14 protein-coding genes and 1 pseudogene are annotated in these 16,519 nt (G+C 72.5%); 3 read left to right on the top strand and 12 right to left on the bottom strand.

Annotated features, from left to right (window positions below; translation table 11 throughout):
* Positions 1-178: 178 nt before the first annotated feature.
* The 4 genes from RWM17_RS01010 to RWM17_RS00995 form a co-directional block, all read right to left on the bottom strand.
* Complete coding sequence (locus RWM17_RS01010) at positions 179-1,081, bottom strand: phosphotransferase (protein WP_314100680.1); 903 nt, start codon at positions 1,079-1,081, stop codon at positions 179-181.
* Positions 1,082-1,230: 149 nt separating this feature from the next.
* On the bottom strand, positions 1,231-1,503 hold the full coding sequence (locus RWM17_RS01005) for a hypothetical protein (RefSeq protein WP_314100679.1): 273 nt from the start codon (positions 1,501-1,503) through the stop codon (positions 1,231-1,233).
* Complete coding sequence (locus RWM17_RS01000) at positions 1,500-3,305, bottom strand: HAMP domain-containing sensor histidine kinase (protein WP_314100678.1); 1,806 nt, start codon at positions 3,303-3,305, stop codon at positions 1,500-1,502. Before RWM17_RS01000 ends, RWM17_RS01005 begins: the two co-directional genes overlap by 4 nt.
* Positions 3,295-3,999 (bottom strand): response regulator transcription factor, encoded by a 705-nt coding sequence (locus RWM17_RS00995; protein WP_314100677.1) that lies wholly within the window; start codon positions 3,997-3,999, stop codon positions 3,295-3,297. Before RWM17_RS00995 ends, RWM17_RS01000 begins: the two co-directional genes overlap by 11 nt.
* Before the next feature lie 133 nt (positions 4,000-4,132).
* Here RWM17_RS00995 and RWM17_RS00990 point away from each other — a divergent pair, with 133 nt between their 5' ends.
* On the top strand, positions 4,133-4,789 hold the full coding sequence (locus RWM17_RS00990; RefSeq protein WP_314100676.1) for a hypothetical protein: 657 nt from the start codon (positions 4,133-4,135) through the stop codon (positions 4,787-4,789).
* A gap of 117 nt (positions 4,790-4,906) precedes the next feature.
* Here RWM17_RS00990 and RWM17_RS00985 read toward each other — a convergent pair whose 3' ends face one another.
* Positions 4,907-6,754, bottom strand: coding sequence for a carboxylesterase family protein (locus RWM17_RS00985; protein ID WP_314100675.1), 1,848 nt, complete (start codon positions 6,752-6,754; stop codon positions 4,907-4,909).
* 101 nt (positions 6,755-6,855) lie between these two features.
* On the opposite strand from RWM17_RS00985, the gene RWM17_RS00980 reads away from it, so the two are divergent.
* Both RWM17_RS00980 and RWM17_RS00975 read left to right on the top strand, forming a co-directional pair.
* Complete coding sequence (locus RWM17_RS00980; protein ID WP_314100674.1) at positions 6,856-7,482, top strand: TetR/AcrR family transcriptional regulator; 627 nt, start codon at positions 6,856-6,858, stop codon at positions 7,480-7,482.
* Between the two features lie 341 nt (positions 7,483-7,823).
* Entirely contained in the window at positions 7,824-9,425 is a 1,602-nt protein-coding gene (locus tag RWM17_RS00975) for an ATP-binding cassette domain-containing protein (protein ID WP_314100673.1), read from the top strand.
* 11 nt (positions 9,426-9,436) lie between these two features.
* Here RWM17_RS00975 and dnaB read toward each other — a convergent pair whose 3' ends face one another.
* The 7 genes and pseudogenes from dnaB to RWM17_RS00940 form a co-directional block, all read right to left on the bottom strand.
* On the bottom strand, positions 9,437-10,840 hold the full coding sequence (gene dnaB, locus RWM17_RS00970; protein WP_314100672.1) for a replicative DNA helicase: 1,404 nt from the start codon (positions 10,838-10,840) through the stop codon (positions 9,437-9,439).
* A gap of 692 nt (positions 10,841-11,532) precedes the next feature.
* Positions 11,533-11,985: a 50S ribosomal protein L9 gene (gene rplI, locus RWM17_RS00965; protein ID WP_123547383.1), complete on the bottom strand. Its 453-nt coding sequence runs from the start codon at positions 11,983-11,985 to the stop codon at positions 11,533-11,535.
* A gap of 28 nt (positions 11,986-12,013) precedes the next feature.
* Positions 12,014-12,274: a 30S ribosomal protein S18 gene (gene rpsR, locus RWM17_RS00960; protein ID WP_055964231.1), complete on the bottom strand. Its 261-nt coding sequence runs from the start codon at positions 12,272-12,274 to the stop codon at positions 12,014-12,016.
* Positions 12,275-12,325: 51 nt separating this feature from the next.
* Entirely contained in the window at positions 12,326-12,901 is a 576-nt protein-coding gene (locus tag RWM17_RS00955) for a single-stranded DNA-binding protein (protein ID WP_314100671.1), read from the bottom strand.
* 111 nt (positions 12,902-13,012) lie between these two features.
* A pseudogene (gene rpsF, locus RWM17_RS00950) lies at positions 13,013-13,375 on the bottom strand (30S ribosomal protein S6); the annotation flags it as partial.
* Positions 13,376-13,578: 203 nt separating this feature from the next.
* Positions 13,579-14,985: a sugar ABC transporter substrate-binding protein gene (locus RWM17_RS00945; RefSeq protein WP_314100670.1), complete on the bottom strand. Its 1,407-nt coding sequence runs from the start codon at positions 14,983-14,985 to the stop codon at positions 13,579-13,581.
* A 16-nt stretch (positions 14,986-15,001) separates the two neighbouring features.
* Positions 15,002-16,432 (bottom strand): CCA tRNA nucleotidyltransferase, encoded by a 1,431-nt coding sequence (locus tag RWM17_RS00940; RefSeq protein ID WP_314100669.1) that lies wholly within the window; start codon positions 16,430-16,432, stop codon positions 15,002-15,004.
* Positions 16,433-16,519 lie beyond the last annotated feature (87 nt).

Below are 16,519 nucleotides of genomic sequence, written 5' to 3'. Positions count from 1 at the left end.
CCGTCCAGGACGAGATGCTCGTCGGCGTCGCGAAGATCACCGTCGCCACCGAGTAACTCTCTCCCGCACGGTGTCGACCGCGCCGGTGCTGCGCCGTACCTCGTAGGGCCGGCATCCCGGTGGAACCCCATCCCGCTTCGTGAGCGGGATGGGGTTTTTCCGTGCGCCCGGGCGGGCCTCAGGCCCAGCGCCGCCTCAGCCAGCCCAGGGCGGCCGCGGCCTCTCGCCGTTGGAACTCCCGGAGGGTCGGCATGTCCGCCGGTGCGGGCGTCTGCAGCGCATCCGTCCACGAACCGGCGAGGCCGGCGAGGACCGCGTCGACCGCCTCCGGCGGCACCTCCCGCAGGGAATCGTGCAGGAGGTGCCCCTCCACGTCGCTGCGCGGGTCGCGCACGAGCACGTCGAGCAGGTAGGTCACCGAGTCGAACCACGGCGCGCCGACCGAGGCCCACGGCCAGTCGACCAGCCACACGCGCGAACTGGCGTCGAGGAGGAGGTTGTCGGCACGGCAGTCGAGGTGCACCAGGTGCTCCCCCGCCGCTGCGCCCGGGAGCTGCGCAGAGGCGTCGCGCAACTGGTCGAGGTGCGCAGTGGTCCAGGGTCCGAGCTCTCCGGTCACCCCGGCCTCGCTCAGGCGCTCCCAGCTCGTGGAGTCGGGCGTGAGCTCGTTCGAGAGGCGCGGCAGTAGCGAGGCCTCGGTGATGCGGGGCAGGCCGGCCAGCGCGTCGAGCACGAGCGTCGTGTCCTCCGGCCCGGGGTGCCGGCCGTCGACGTCCTCGAACGCCACGACGACCCAGCCGTCCTGCTCGACCGTCGCGACCACTCGGGGTGCCGACACCGACGCGGGCAGACCCCGGACGACCATCGCCTCCCGCCGATGCAGCTCGTGGGTGCCGGCGTTGCGCGATCGACTCACCGACTTCGCGAAGACTCGCCGTCCGCTGCGGAGCACCAACCGATCGGCACTGCCGGACGAGAACCCTCCCGGCTGGCTCGCCGCCTCCTCGACCTGGTCGCCCAGCGCCTCCTCGAGTGCACGGCGCACCGTGGTGGGCACCTCCGCCCAAGTCGTCCTGGTCACGTCCGCTCCTCTCGGTGAGATGCCTCGACCGGGACGACATGCCCTCGGGCCCCCGGGCACGTCGTCCCTTTCCGGTGTTCCTCGCGCCTTCGCCGTCCCGTCCCGTGCCGTGCTCGCGCCTTCCCCGCTCGACGACGGTCAGCGGCGGGTCACTCGTCTGTGTCGACCGCCCCGGCAGGACGCCGTCGTCGAAGGAGGCGGGCGAGCACCGTGCCCGCGATCCAGACGCCCGCGAGGACGACGAAGGCGACCCACATCGGCTCCTCGAGCCGATCGGCGACGAACCAGAACAGGGCGCCGCCGACGAAGACCAGCAGCAGGTTGGTCACGACCTCCCTGAAGGGCAGCCACGGTGACGACGGCTCGACGACTTCACGGACCTCGACGGGGCGAGCACTCGGCAGGTCTCTCGCATCGCTCATGGACCGAGGATGCCAGACGTCAGGAAGTGAGGAGGCGCCGCTCGCCACCCGACACTCGACGGACTCGACGGGATGCGGAACGTGAACCGGGCCCCGTGCGGCCGCACGTTCGCGACGTCGATCGTCCCGCCGTGCAGCTCGACGACGCGTCGGGTGATGGTCAGGCCGAGGCCGTGCCCGGGCCCGTCGCGCCGGCGTGACCGGTCCGCTCGCCAGAGGCGGTCGAACACCGACCCGAGGTCCTCTTCGCGGATGCCGACCCCGTCGTCCTCGACGTCGACCTGGACCGAGCCGTCCCCGGGCAGGAGGCTGACGACCACCCTGCGGGGGCGACCGTGCACGAGGGCGTTGTCGAGCAGGTTGCCCACGACCTGGCGCATGAGCACGGGATCCGCGACGACGACCACGCGGAGGGGTCCTCGGTACTCGACCACCGGCCCCTGCAGCCGCCGCGCGTCGACGGACTCCTCCAGCAACGCCGCGAGGTCGACCTCCTGCGGCTGCAGCCTCAGCTCCCCTGCGTCGGACGACGCGACCGTCCGCAGGTCGTCGATGAGACGCTCGAGGTGCTGGGCCTCGCGGCCGATCACCCTGACGACCTCGTCCTTGTCGGAGACCACCCCGTCGTCCCAGGCCTCGGCCCAGCCGCGGATGCTCGTCAGCGGGGTCCTGAGGTCGTGGGCGATGTCGGCCGTCAGCTGGTCTCGTTGCTGCCGCGCCTGCTCGAGACCGTCCGCGAGCTCGTTCACCGCGCTCCCGAGCCTCGAGATCTCGTCCTGCCCCGACTCCGGTGCGCGAGCGGCGTGCTGCCCTGCCGTGAGCCGTTCGGTGACGAGCTGCAGGCGACGGATGCGACGGACCGCCTGGCCGCTCGCGACGAGCACGAGGGCGCCGCTGAGCGCGACGAGGCCGATGACGACCGCCGCGATCCGGGCGAGGGAGTCGGTCGTCAACGAGTCCAGAGCCGGCCGGGCGCCGTCGACCGGCGAGGTGACCAGGTAGGCGCGGGGCGGGACGAGGTCCTCGTTGATCGTCGTCCAGGCCCTCGTGACGCAGCTCCTCGTCCGCTGCAGCGTCTCCAGGGGGACCGCCTCGTCGCCTCCGACGACGCGGAGCGAGATCCCCTCGGCGGCACCGGGCGACACGAGGTCGAGCTGGACCGCGCTGACGGAAGTGATGGACTGGACGGCCAGGCACTCGTTCGTCTGCGCGGTGAGCAGGCCGAGGGCCGCCTGCTCGGGGCCGTGCGGTGCCGTGTAGGCCTCGGTCTCGCAGCCGGGCGGGAACGCACCCGAGACGACCGCCCGGCCGTTCGGCCAGAGCGAGACCGACGACGACGGCAGCCCTGCGCAGTCGGCGACCGCCTCCGCCGCTGCACGGGACGACCGTGCCTGCGACTCGTCGAGCACCATCGCGCCCGCGACCGTCGTGCTGATCGGGCTCAGCGTGTCCGCGAAGGTCTCCGAGAGCGGGTCGACCGGCGTGCCGGGCAGCTGGGGCACGGGCCGCGACGCGTCGGTGTCGCCGATGGTCCGGCCGTCGACGTCGAGGAGGACGAGGCGCCGATCGAACCGGTCGCCGAGCCGGTCGAGCTCCGTCGCGACGTCGGCCCAGCTCTGCTCCCGGCCTGCCCAGCTCCGCACCGCCGCCACGATGTCCTGGTCGGTGCGGGCGTCCCGGTCGATCTGGACGGCGTCCCGGCGGGTGACCGCCGTCGAGACGATCCACGTCGTGCCCGCGATCGAGAGGGTCACGATGACGATGCCGATCGCGAGGAAGCGGACGAGCAGGCTACGACGCACGAGGCCCCGTCTCCCCGGTCGAGGAGAAGCGGTACCCGACGCCGTAGACGGTCTCGATGCCGCAGGGCGCCTCCGAGTCGAGCTCGAGCTTCGCCCTGAGGTTCTTCACGTGGGCGTCGATGGTCCGCTCCGTGATGAAGCGGCCGTCACCGTGCAGGGCGACCAGCAGCTGCCCTCGGCTCAGCACGCTCCCCGCTGCCGACATCAGCGCCCTCAGCAGGTCGAACTCGGCACGCGTGAGGTCCACGAGTCGGCCGGAGGTCCGCGTCTCGCGCCGCGCCGGGTCGAGGGAGACGTCCCCGGCGCGGAGCACGCCGTCCACACGCTGGGGCGCGCTCCGCCGCAGCAGCGCCCGGACCCGGGCGAGGAGCTCGCGCGGGCTGTACGGCTTCGTGAGGTAGTCGTCCGCGCCGTGGTCGAGGCCGAGCAGCAGGTCGTTCTCCGCCACGCGGGCGGTGACCATCAGGATCGGCAGCTCCGACCCCTCCTCACGGAGGCGGGTGCTGACCTGCAGGCCGTCGAGGCCCGGGAGCATCACGTCGAGCACCAACAAGGAGGCGCGGCCGTCCCCCACGCTCTCGAGCGCGCGGACGCCGTCGGAGACCACCTCGACCTCGCGCCCCTCGCGTTCGAGGTAGCGCCGGAGCAGCTCCCCCTGGAGCTCGTCGTCCTCTGCCACCACTATCCGCGCCACGTGAGCCACGCTACGGGGCCGTGAGCCCGGCGATCGTCCTGCTACGGCTCTTCTCACCGAACCGGCACGGCGAGCGCACAGGTCCTTCACACTCCTGGCCGACGCTGAGATCTCCCCAACCGAAAGGACCGACATGTCCCTCACCAAGATCAGCGCCGTCGTCGGCGGCGCACTCGTCCTCGGAGGCGCCGCCGTCGCGGGTCTCTCGATGTCCGCCCAGGCTGCCGAGGCTCCCGCCACCAGCGCGGCGAGCACGGGCGCCCAGGCTCAGGTCTCGTCGACGACGTCGACCGGCACGGCGGCGAACGAGGTCACGAAGGCGCTCGACGCCGCGGCGATCCAGGAGTACGGCACCCCGGCCAGGGAGTCGCTCGCCTACCTGGCCGCGGCCGACCCGGCGAACGACCTGTACCTCCGGTGCATCGCCGATCGCACGGTCTCGGCGACGGGCAGCGCGACCGCGATCACGGAGACCGCGGACTCGTCGTCGCTGACGCGGCCCGCGACGGCGGCCGAGACCGCGGTCGGCGAGCAGGCCGAGGCGTTCTGCGCACCGCTCGAGCCGGCACCGCCGTGGGAGCTGGACCGCAGCAACCCCGAGGCACCGGCGTTCGCCGCCGAGGTCGTGGAGCGCCTGGAGGCGGCCGGGGTCACCGAGGTGGCCGTCGCTCCGGACGACGGCGGCGACCGCGTCGGCATCGAGTTCGGCGGCGCCGGGAACGACGCCTCCTCGATCTCGAAGGGCACGGAGCTCCTGCCCTCGGTCGCGCTCGAGGTCGCCCGGGGCTGAGCTCCGCTCCCCCGCTGACCCGTTGACCCGTTGACCCGCAGGGCCGTCGCCGACACCGGCGGCGGCCCTGCGGCGTCAGCCCTGCGGCGCCAGCCCCGCAGCGCCAGCCCCGCAGCCTCAGCCCTCCCGGCGCAGCCAGAAGTCGACCGCCTCCGCCGACGGGCGCGACGTGACGGAGGTGACGTCGCCGAGCTCGAGGACGCTGTCGGGCGCCTCCTGCAGGGTCGGCCATCGTTCACGGTCGGCTCCGTTCGGATCGCCGCGGGTGACGAAGTCGAGCCAGTACCCCGTCATCTCCGACTCGAGCCGGCGGTCGACGGTCGTGTAGTCGATGTCGCCGTCGGCGCCGAGGTTGCCGTACGCGTACATCACCTCGGACCCGTGGTACGCGCCGAAGCGCTCGAGGTCCGGGTCCGGGGGGACGCGCGTGAACCAGTACGGATAGACCGGCGACTCCCCCGACCGGGCGGCCGTCAGGCCCCACTTCCGCATCGGGGCGGTCATGGACTGGTCGGTGCCGGACCGGATCCGCGACTCGACCACCTCCTCGTCGCCTCCCGGGTACAGCGCGAGGAACTCGTCGGCGTCGTCCCCGTACTCGTCGCGGGCCTCCCGGGCCCACGTCGCCGGGTCCGAGTCGACCCCGCCGACCAGGTCGAGGGACGTCTCGTCGGCGTTGCTGCCGAGCAGCAGGGGGACGTCGTTCTGCAGCCCCGCCTCGTAGAGGGCAGACGGGGTGTCGGGCAGCACGGCGTCGCCCACGACCGGCCACCAGTGCGTCGTGAGGTCCGCGGCCGCCGCGGCCTCGGCGATGCGCTCGGCCGGCATCTCGCGCATCTCGCGCATCTCCGCGAGGGTCGCGCCGCCGAGTGCGTCGCTCAGGCCGCGAGCGGCCTCGCGCGCGTGCTCGGCGTCGTCGTAGAGGTCGCCCCCGTCGCGGTCGCCCGCGCTGCCCAAGCACCCCCCGCTCTCGCCGATGAGTCCGTGCACGAGGCCCGTGGCCAGGGGCGAGACGCCCAGGATGCACGCGGATCCCGAGCCCGCCGACTCCCCCGCGACGGTGACCTGCCCCGGGTCCCCGCCGAACTCGCCGATGTTGTCGTGCACCCACTGCAGGGCGGCCAGCTGGTCGAGCAGGCCCTGGTTGCCCGGGGTCTCGCCGCCGAGGGCGTCGCCGGCCAAGGCTGTGCTGTCCAAGAACCCGAACACGCCGAGCCGGTAGTTGATCGTGACGACCACGGCTCGGCCGGTGGAGGCGAGGGCCGTCCCGTCGTAGGCAGGCAGCGCACCCGAGCCGGCGACGAACGCGCCGCCGTGCAGGTAGACGAGCACGGGCAGGGGCGCAGGAGGCGCCTCCGACGGTCTCCAGACGTTCAGCCGCAGGCTGTCCTCGTCGGTCGTGTACCCGCCCAGCAGGGTCTGCTCGAGCGGCAGGTCGAGCACGCGGGTCGCGGCCCGGGTGACGACGCTGGGCTCGGCCTGGACCACGGAGGTGCCGAAGTCGTCGGCGACGAGGGTCTCGGATCGTGCGGGGGCCGGCTGCGGCGCCTCCCACCTCAGGTCGCCGACGGGCGGGGCGGCGTAGGGGATGCCCGCGAAGGCGTCCACCCTGGCGCTCGTGTCGTGCACCCCGACCACGTCGCCCTGGGCGGTCGTCACGGGGTCCGTGTGGGGGCCGTCCAGGATCCGGGTGCCGACGATCGGCCCCGCCGCCAGGGCCACGCCGCCGGTGAGCCCGGCCACCGCGACCCACGCCGCGCCGCGGACGAACCACCGACGACGTCGCCACGTCCGCGAGAGGAGCGCGGCCGCCGCGACGGTCGCGGCCACGAGCAGCCACCCCCACCACGGAGCCTGGTTCAGCCAGGCGACCACCGCGCCGACCAGCGCCACGGCTGCGGTCGGCAGCCACCACCTCCTGCCGTGTGATCTGCTGCGTGTTCCGTCCTGCGTCCTCTTCGTCACCCTGATCCCTTCGATTCGGTGCGTACTCGATACGAAACGTACTCGATACGACATGCATCCAAACTGGGGAAGCCGCGGGTCAGGGCGCATAGGCTCGTCCCGTGAACGACGGAGAAACCCCCTCGGTGCGCCGGCGGACCGACACGCGGCGTCGCCTCCTGGCGGCCGCGGCCGACCTGTTCGAGGCGAGCGGCACGATCGGCCAGAGCGTCGAGGCCCTCTGCGCGCGGGCGGGCTTCACCCGCGGGGCCTTCTACTCGAACTTCACCAGCGTCGACCAGCTCTACCTCGCGCTGCACGAGGAGCAGGCGGGCCGGGTCTGGCACCGCCTGGGGGCGGCCCTCGAGGCGCAGACGTCAGGTGAGGGGCGGCAGGGCTCCCTCGAGGAGGCGGTGGGCCACCTCCTGGACTCGCTGCCCGACAGCAGGGAGTGGTTCTCGTTGCGGTCGGTGCTGCTCGCACGGGCAGCGGCGGACCCCGTCTTCGCCGACCTGATGAGGATCGACGACGGCGCCGTCGCGGCCGAGCTGGGCGCTCGGTTCGTCGCCCTCGCCGCCGTCCACGGACGCGAGCCCGTTGTCGAGCCGGCCCTCCTGGCGAAGGCCGTGGTCGCCGCCCACGTGGGAGCGGTCGGCCAGGCGGCCGTCGATCCCGACGGCGTGCGGACGCAGGTCGTCGCCGTGACGGCGGTCATCCGCGGGCTGACGGTCGAGTCGGCTGCGCCGTAGGACTCGCCGCGGGTGCCGGGCGCCGTGCGCCGTGCACGGCACCCCGTCACGCCCTTGCGCCGCTCCGCACCCTGCGCCTAGCATCGGCGCGTACCTCGTCGCGAGCCGCGACGTCGGTGCGGCCACCTCACCGGCCGACCGGACGGCTCGCGGACACGGGGGCTCCCCGCACGGAAGACGGCCCATTGCGCACCAGCACCGGTACTGCGTCCACGACGCAGCAGCTGCCCTCGCACTGACTCCGCCCGTGCCCGCCCGCTGACCCGGGCGAGGCCGACGCTCCCCCGCCTCCGGCCGGGAGCGCGGTGGTGTCGTGCGCCGACACCACCCCCGGGAGCACCGTGCCCTCCACCCTCAGCACCACCACACCCGCACCGTCCGTCGTCCTCACCGACTGCTCGTTCGCCTGGCCCGACGGCGCCGTCGTCCTCGACCGCGTCACGACGGCCTTCGGGCGGGGCCGCACCGGCCTCGTCGGGTCCAACGGCGCCGGCAAGTCGACGCTCGTCCGCCTCGTCACGGGCGATCTCGCCCCCACCGGCGGGAGGGTCTCGACGACCGGCCCGGTCGACCTGCTGCCGCAGCGCCTCCGTCGCGGACCGGACGACACCGTCGCCGACCTGCTCGGCATCCGTCCGCGGCTCGACGCCCTGCACGCGATCCTCGGCGGCGACCCCGACCCGCGGCACTTCGACGCCCTCGGCGACGACTGGGATGTCGAGGCCCGGGCCGTCGCCGCCCTCAGCGAGGTCGGGCTCGACCTCGACACCGGGGACCTGCTCCGTCCGGTCGCGACCCTGTCGGGCGGCCAGGCCGTCCTCACCGCCGTCACCGGCGTGCGGCTGCGCGACCGGCCCGTCGCCGTGCTCGACGAGCCGACGAACGACCTCGACCTGCGGTCGCGCGGGCTGCTGCTCGACCTCGTCGATCGCTGGCGTGGCACCCTCGTCGTCGTGAGCCACGACCGCGAGCTGCTCGAGCACGTGGACGAGATCGCCGAGCTGCGCGACGGCTCGATCCGCACCTCGGGCGGGACCTGGTCCGACTTCGAGCAGCGCCTGGCCGTCGAGCGGTCGGCGGCCGAGCGCGACCTGCGCGACGCCGATCAGCTGCTGCGCGCCGAGCGGCGACAGCGCATCGAAGCCGAGACGACGATCGCCCGGCGGGCGCGCGCCGGGCGACGCTCGGCGGAGTCGATGCCCGCGATCATCGCCCACGCGAGGAGGAACAAGGCGGAGACGACCGCGGGCCGGCTGCGCTCGGGGCACGGGGACGCGGAGGCGCGGGCCAGGGACCAGGTCGACGTCGCCTCACGAGCGGTGAGGGACGACGACGCCGTCCGGGTCGACCTCCCCGATCCGGCGATCCCGGCGGGACGACGCCTCGCGGAGCTGACCGTGCGGGGCAGGACCACCGTGCTGCAGGGGCCGGAGCGGATCGCGGTCGTCGGCGCGAACGGCACGGGCAAGACGACGCTGCTCGAGCAGCTCGTCGGCACCCCCGGCGCGCGGCCGCACCCCCTGGTCGACACGGGGGCGACGTCGTTCACCGAACGGGTCGCCTGGCTGCCCCAACGTCGTGACGGGCTGCTCGCCGACGACGACACCGTCCTCGAGCACGTCGCCCGCGCCGCTCCCGCCGTGCCCGACCGTGAGCTGCGCAACGCCCTCGCGCGTCTCCTCGTCCGTGGCTCCGTCGTCGACCGGACGACGGCCACACTCTCTGGAGGAGAACGTTTCCGCGTGGCCCTCGCGGGCCTGGTGCTCGCCGACCCGGTCCCCCAGCTGCTCGTGATCGACGAGCCGACGAACGACCTCGACATGACGACGACCGACCACCTCGTCGACGTGCTCGCCGCCTGGCGCGGAGGCCTCGTGGTCGTCAGCCACGACGAGAGGTTCCTCGACCGGCTGGGGCTGCACGCCCGCGTGGCCCTCGACTGACGGCGCCGTGACTAGCTGGGCATGTCCACGAACCGCGAGAACATGCCGTGGAACGCCACGGTGATCGTGTCCGTCGGGCCGTTGCGGTGCTTGGCGACGATGAAGTCGGCCTCGCCCTGGCGCGGGTTGTCCTTCTCGTAGGCGGACTCGCGGTGCAGCAGGATGACCATGTCGGCGTCCTGCTCGAGCGAGCCGGACTCTCGCAGGTCGCTGATGGCCGGCTTCTTGTCGGCACGCTGCTCGGGGCCACGGTTCAGCTGCGACAGCGCGATCACGGGCACCTGCAGCTCCTTCGCCATCAGCTTGAGCGCACGCGAGAACTCCGACACCTCCTGCTGACGGCTCTCGACGCGCTTGCCCGAGGTCATCAGCTGCAGGTAGTCGATCACCACGAGCTTGAGGTTGTGCTGCTGCTTCAGCCGCCGGCACTTCGCCCGGATCTCGACCAGCGTCATGTTGGGCGAGTCGTCGATGAACAAGGGCGCGTCGTTGATGCGACCGCGCACCTGCGCGATGTTGGTCCAGTCGCGGGCGTCGACGGTTCCCTTGCGCATGTTCTGCAGCGGCACGCTCGACTCGGCCGACATCAGGCGCATCGCGATCTCGCTGCGCCCCATCTCGAGCGAGAAGAAGACCGACGCCTGGCCGTGCTTGATCGACGCCGCCCGCGCGAGGTCGAGCGCAAGCGTCGACTTGCCGAGCGCGGGTCGCGCGGCCACGATGATCAGCTGACCGGGGTGGAACCCGTTCGTCAGCGCGTCCAGCTGCGCGAAGCCGGTCGGCACTCCGGTCATCTGACCGTCCCGGCCCTTGGCCGCCTCGATCTCGTCGATCGCGACCGTCACGGCCTCGTTCAGGGGCACGTAGTCCTCGGTTTGGACTCCCCCGGCGACGTTGTAGACCTCGGCCTGCGCGTTGTTGACGAGGTCGACGACCTCGCCCTCGCTCGCGTAGCCCATCTGCACGATGCGGGTGCCGGCCTCGACCAGGCGCCGCAGCACCGCCTTCTCGGCGACGATCGACGCGTAGTAGCCCGCGTTGGCGGCCGTGGGCACGACGCCGGTGAGCGTGTGGAGGTACTCCGCGCCTCCTGCCCTCGACAGGTCGCCCGACTTCATCAGCTCGTCGCTGACCGTGATGACGTCGGTGGGCTCGCCGTGCGAGTACAGGCCGAGGATCGCGTCGTAGATGACCTCGTGCTTCGGCACGTAGAAGTCCATGCCGCGGACGGTCTCGATGACGTCGGCCACCGCGTCCTTGCTCAGCAGCATGCCGCCGATGGTGCTCTGCTCGGCCAGCAGGTCGTGCGGGGGCACCCTGTCCATGCCCGTGCCCATGCCGCCGCGGTCGCTGCGCTGCTGCCGGTCGTTGTCGCCGGAGGTGCCGCTCGCGAGACCGAGGTGAGCGATCGACATGGGACCTCCTGCAAGGTGTTCGGGTGCGTGCCGGACGGCGACGGACGTCGTCCAGGACGGTTCTACAGCGAGCGACCGACATCCCTGTGCCGAGCCCCCGCGACCCCCGTCTGGCGAGCGCGGTATACCTTATGGACACCTAGTTCTCCACAGCAAATACACCTGTGGATAACTCTGGGGAGAACCGGTGAGAAACGCCGGGGGTGCTTGTTGACAACTGTGGATCGTCCTGTGGACAAACAGATACTTCACACCGACTAGGCACTCCTGACCTGGGGTTTATTTTCCCGCAGCCTGTGTGTAGAAAGTTCCTTGAACCGTGGGTTGAGAGTCCCGATTTGACTTCTGGCTGTGCACAGAGAAGTTGACAAGGAGGCGCGGCACCCGGTACGAGCGCAGCCCGCGTTCAGCTTGACGTAACCCCCTGTTCGGGGGCCGTTCCCCGCCTCCTGCGGGCCCCTGTCGGCCCACCTCGTGCCCTCCATGCCGCGTTCCGGACAAGATGGCGCGGCACGCGGGCGCATCCTGTCCGGAACGGAGCACGACGACCCGCGCCCGGAGGACGGCAGGCCGTCGAGCACACCCCGGGGGCCGGCTGACCCGCGCCCCGGGCACGCAGAAGAGCGGCGACCCCCGAGGGGGCCGCCGCTCTGCTGTGCTGAGGTGGTGCTGGCTGCTGACGCAGCGCGGGACTACTTCGCGCTGACCACCGTGAGGGTGATCGTCGCGACGACGTCCTCGCGCAGGCGCAGGGTCGCCTCGTGGTCGCCCACGAGCTTGATCGCGGTCGGGATCTCGACCTTGCGCTTGTCGATGGTCGCGACGCCCTGGGCGTTGACCGCGTCCGCGACGTCGCCGGGACGGACGGAGCCGAACAGGCGGCCGTCGGCACCGGTCTTGACCGTGAGGCGGATCTTCTGGGCCTCGAGGCGGGCCTTGAGGTCGTGCGCCTCCTCGATGGTCTTGAGCTCGCGGGTCTCGCGGGCGGTGCGGATCTGCTCGACCTGCTTCTCGCCACCACGCGACCACGCCACGGCGAAGCCCTGGGGGACGAGGTAGTTGCGGGCGTAGCCGTTCTTGACGTCGACGACGTCACCGGCCGAGCCGAGGCCGGAGACCTCGTGCGTGAGGATCACTTTGGACATGGTTGCTCTCTCTTCCGTTCGCCGCTGATCAGCGGCCGGAGCCGGCGTAGGGGAGGAGCGCCATCTCGCGGGCGTTCTTCACGGCACGGGCGATGAGGCGCTGCTCCTGGACGGAGACGCCGGTGATGCGACGGGCGCGGATCTTTCCACGCTCCGAGATGAACTTGCGGAGGGTCGCGACGTCCTTGTAGTCGATGACGCCGACGCGGATCGCCTTCGCGGGAGCGGCGTTCTTGCCGCCCTTGCCGCGGAGGGGCTTGCGGCGGTCGCCGCTGCTCTTTCCAGCCATTGTTTTTCTGCTTTCGAGTTCAGATGAAGAAGAAGTGAGGTGCGACGAGGCCTAGAAAGGCGTCTCGTCGTTGTAGGTGCCGCTGCCGCCGGGGGTGTTCCAGACGTCGCCGCCCTGGGAACCGCCGCCCTGCTGGCCGCCGCCCTGAGCCGGTGCGGACTGGCCCCACGGCTCGGACTGCTGGCCGCCGCCGACCTGGCCCTGCTGGCCGCCGCCACGGCCGCCCCCGAAGGAGCCACCGCCGCCGCCGCCCTCGCGGGACGAGGCCGCACGCGTGACCTGAGCGGTCGCGTAGCGGAGCGAGGGGCCGATCTCGTCGACGTCGAGCTCGAAGCTGGTGCGCTTCTCGCCCTCTTTCGTCTCGTAGCTGCGCTGCTTCAGACGGCCCTGCACGATGACGCGCGAGCCCTTCGTCAGCGACGACGCCACGTGCTCGGCGAACTCGCGCCAGACGCTGGCACGGAGGAAGAGCGCCTCGCCGTCCTTCCACTCGTTGGACGCGCGGTCCAACGTGCGGGGGGTCGACGCGATGGTGAAGTTCGCGACCGCGAGCCCGTTCTGCGTGTAGCGCAGCTCGGGGTCACTGGTGAGGTTGCCCACCACTGTGATGACGGTCTCGCCTGCCATCGGCTACTCGGCAGCCTTCGGTGCGGCGGGCGCGGCGGGAGCGGCGGGCGTCGCGGAGCCGGCAGGCGTCGCGGCACCGGCGGAGGCCGGTGCAGCAGCGGCGGCCGGAGCAGCGGCGGGAGCCTTGGCGGCCTTGCGGGCAGCCTTCTCGTCCGAGAGCTTCTTGGCCTCGGCGACCATCGCGATGGCCTCCTCGGCGCGCAGCACCTTGGTGCGGAGCACGGCCTCGGAGAGACCCAGCTGACGGTCGAGCTCGACCGTGGCGGCCGAGTTCGAGGTCATGTTGACGACGGCGTAGATGCCCTCGGTCTTCTTCTTGATCTCGTAGGCGAGACGACGACGACCCCAGATGTCGATGTTGTCGATCGTGCCGCCGTCGTTGCGGATGACGTTGAGGAACTTGTCCAAGCTCGGGGCGACGGTGCGCTCATCGATCTCGGGGTCCAGGATGACCATCAGTTCGTACTGGTGCATGACTAACCCACCTCCTTCGGACTTCGCGGCTACAGACGTTCTGCAGCAGGAGGGTGTTCATGACGTCGCGCCCGCCCGGGGGCAGACGCAACCTTCCCAGCGTAGCCGGTCGCCCCGCCCCGCACAATGCCGAGCCAGCCCGGCACCCGGCCAGCCCCGCACGATGCCGAGCCAGCCCGGCGCGCGGCCAGCGCGGCACCCGATCAGCGAGGCGTCCCGCGCCCGCCCTCGCCGGGGTCGTCCTCGAGCGTGGCCGTCGCCAGCTCCTGGGCCCTGGCCAGCGCCTCCTCGACCGTCGTCGTGCCGAGGAACATCTCGTCGAGCACCGGGTCGACGACCGGCTCGGCGTCGCCCCAGATGCCGGTCGGGGCCGGGATCGAGCGCCCCGACGCGACGACGTCGAAGAACGGCGCCACGTCGACGCCCTGGTCCGACCAGTGCTCGTAGTAGGCGGCCTGGGCGCCGAGCACCGCGGGCACGGCCGCCCCGTCGGCGCCGATGTAGCGGGAGCCGTCGGTCGAGCCGAGCCAGGCGAGCACCCGCGCCGTGGCGCCGAGGTGGGGCGTGTGCGCGTTGCCGGCCGCGACGATGCCGTTCGACACGCTGACGCGCCCCTCGGGACCGGCGGGCATGCGCGCGACCCCCCAGGTGAAGTCGGACCCGGCCGCGACCGGCGCCAGGCTGTACAGCCCCGACTGGAACAGCGCCATGTGGCCGGACGTGAACTGGTCGCGGCTGTAGTCCGGGTCGGCGTTGGTGAGCGACGCCGGGGGAGCGACCCGGTGCTGCTGCACCAGGTCGACCACGTACCGGAACGCGGCCTGCGCCTCCGGCGTGTCCAGCTCGAAGGAGGTGCCCGTCGCGTCCTCGAGGCTCGCCCCGTTCGACCCGAGGTAGTCGAGCCAGATCGCCTGCAGGTCCTCGCCGGCGTTGTAGCCGTACTGCACCGGCGTGCCGTCGAAGGCGGGATCGGCGGCGCTGCGGCCCTGGGCGTCGCGGGTCAGCTGCTCGAGCACCGGCAGCAGGGTGTCGCCCTCGCCGCCGCCGGGCGCCCAGGTCAGCTCGTCGAGCGCCGCGGGGTCGACGCCCGCCGCGGCGAGCAGGTCGGCGTTGTAGTAGAGCGCGACGCCCCCGTCGCTGAGCTGGGGCACGCCCCAGAGCCGGCCGTCGAGCGTGTACTGCTCGGTGACCTCGGGGCTCCAGGCGCGGTGCGCCGAGGCGCCGAGCACCCGGTCGACGTCGAGCAGGTCGCCCGCCTCGGCCTGGTCGGCGTAGGCGGCGCTGTTCAGCCAGTAGACGTCCGGGGCGCTGCCGTCGTCGACGTCCGACTCGAGGTCGGCGGCGTAGTCGGCGTAGGGCACCACCTCGACGTCCACGTCGATCGTCGGGTTGTCGCGCTCGAAGGTCGCGAACGACTTCTCGTAGCCGGCGGCGACGCCCTCGTCCCAGAGCCGCACGGTGACGGTCGTCCGACCGTCGCGGCCGGGGGCGGCCGTCGCGCCCTCGGACGAGTGGGAGGCGCCGAAGGCGGCGATGCCCGCTGCGGAGCCGGCGACCACGACGACGCAGACGGCGGCGGCGATCGTGACGGAGCTGGGTCGGGTGGGCACGACCCGACAGTACGGCCTAGGAGGCGCGCGTCGCCCACCAGGCCAGCAACCGGTCGGTCGCGACCTCGCTGCCGAGGGGCCCCTCCTCGGTGCGCAGCTCGAGCAGGAACCGGTACGCCTCGCCGACCTCGCGGCCGGGGGAGATGCCGAGCACGCGCTGGATGTCGTCGCCGTCGAGGTCGGGACGGAGCGAGTCGAGCGCCTCGCGCTCGCGCAGGTCGGCGATGCGGGCCTCGAGGTCGTCGTAGGCGAAGCCGAGCCGGTCGGCCTTGCGCTTGTTGCGGGTCGTCACGTCGGCACGGGTCAGCATGTGCAGGCGCTCGAGCTCGTCGCCGGCGTCGCGGACGTAGCGGCGCACCGCCGAGTCGGTCCAGGCGCCCTCGGTGTACCCGAAGAAGCGGAGGTGCAGCTCGATCAGACGGGACACGGCCTTGGTCGTGTCGTTGTCGAACCGGAGGGCGCGCAGGCGCTTGCGGGCCAGCTTCGACCCGACGACGTCGTGGTGGTGGAACGTGACGACACCGCCCGGCTCGAGCCTGCGGGTGTCGGGCTTGCCGCAGTCGTGCAGCAGCGCGGCGAGCCGGAGGGTCAGGTCGGGCGCCTCGCCCGGGTGCCGCTCGCGCTCGTAGCCGATGGCCTGGTCGAGCACCGTGAGGCTGTGCTCGTAGACGTCCTTGTGGTGGTGGTGCTCGTCGACCTCGAGGCGCATCGCCGCGAGCTCGGGCAGGACGTGGTCGGCGAGGCCGGTGTCGACCATCAGCCGGACGCCGTCGCGGGGCGTGTCGGTGCGGAGCAGCTTCGAGAGCTCGTCGGCGACGCGCTCGACCGAGACGATCGACAGGGTGGAGGCGCGGGCCGAGATCGCCTCGCGCACCTCGTCCGACACCGAGAAGCCGAGCTGCGCGACGAAGCGTGCGGCGCGCATCATGCGGAGCGGGTCGTCGCGGAACGAGTCGACGGCGCTGCCCGGCGTGGCGAGACGGCCGGCCAGCAGGTCCTCCACGCCGCCCGACGGGTCGACGAGCACCCGCTCGGGCAGTCGCAGCGCCATCGCGTTGACGGTGAAGTCGCGCCGCACGAGGTCGCCCTCGAGGGTGTCGCCGAACTCGACGACGGGCTTGCGGGTCTCGCCGTCGTAGACGTCGCTGCGGTACGTCGTGATCTCGACGACCTCGCCGTCGACGCGGGCGGCGATGGTGCCGAACTGACGCCCGACGTCCCAGTGCGCCTCGGCGAGGGGCACGACGATCTCGAGGATCTCGTCGGGGGAGGCATCGGTGGTGAAGTCGAGGTCGTTGACCCGGCGGCCGAGGAACGCGTCGCGGACCGGGCCGCCGACGAGGGCGAGCTCGTGGCCGGCCGCGGCGAACGCGGCGGCGAGCTTCTCGATGCGGGGGGCGGCGGCCAGTCGGTCCAGTCGCTCGACTGCGGAGGCGACGGTGTCCATGACCGACCACTTTGCCACAGTGCGCCCGGCGCACCGGGCGGCGGGCGCCTCCTCCCCAGGGCTGAGGCCGTCCGTCGTCGGTCGCGT

The sequence above is a fragment of the uncultured Frigoribacterium sp. genome, assembly GCF_963515265.1.
In the GTDB taxonomy this organism is placed as follows: domain Bacteria; phylum Actinomycetota; class Actinomycetes; order Actinomycetales; family Microbacteriaceae; genus Frigoribacterium.
This window is presented reverse-complemented; position numbering and strand designations above follow the sequence as displayed.

What these genes read in the sequence shown, in the direction of transcription:
- RWM17_RS01005 (WP_314100679.1), bottom strand. Translation starts at nt 1,503, where the DNA reads ATGAGCGATGCGAGAGACCTGCCGAGTGCTCGCCCCGTCGAGGTCCGT.
- RWM17_RS00990 (WP_314100676.1), top strand. Translation starts at nt 4,133, where the DNA reads ATGTCCCTCACCAAGATCAGCGCCGTCGTCGGCGGCGCACTCGTCCTC.
- dnaB (WP_314100672.1), bottom strand. Translation starts at nt 10,840, where the DNA reads ATGTCGATCGCTCACCTCGGTCTCGCGAGCGGCACCTCCGGCGACAAC.
- rplI (WP_123547383.1), bottom strand. Translation starts at nt 11,985, where the DNA reads ATGTCCAAAGTGATCCTCACGCACGAGGTCTCCGGCCTCGGCTCGGCC.
- rpsR (WP_055964231.1), bottom strand. Translation starts at nt 12,274, where the DNA reads ATGGCTGGAAAGAGCAGCGGCGACCGCCGCAAGCCCCTCCGCGGCAAG.
- RWM17_RS00955 (WP_314100671.1), bottom strand. Translation starts at nt 12,901, where the DNA reads ATGGCAGGCGAGACCGTCATCACAGTGGTGGGCAACCTCACCAGTGAC.
- RWM17_RS00940 (WP_314100669.1), bottom strand. Translation starts at nt 16,432, where the DNA reads ATGGACACCGTCGCCTCCGCAGTCGAGCGACTGGACCGACTGGCCGCC.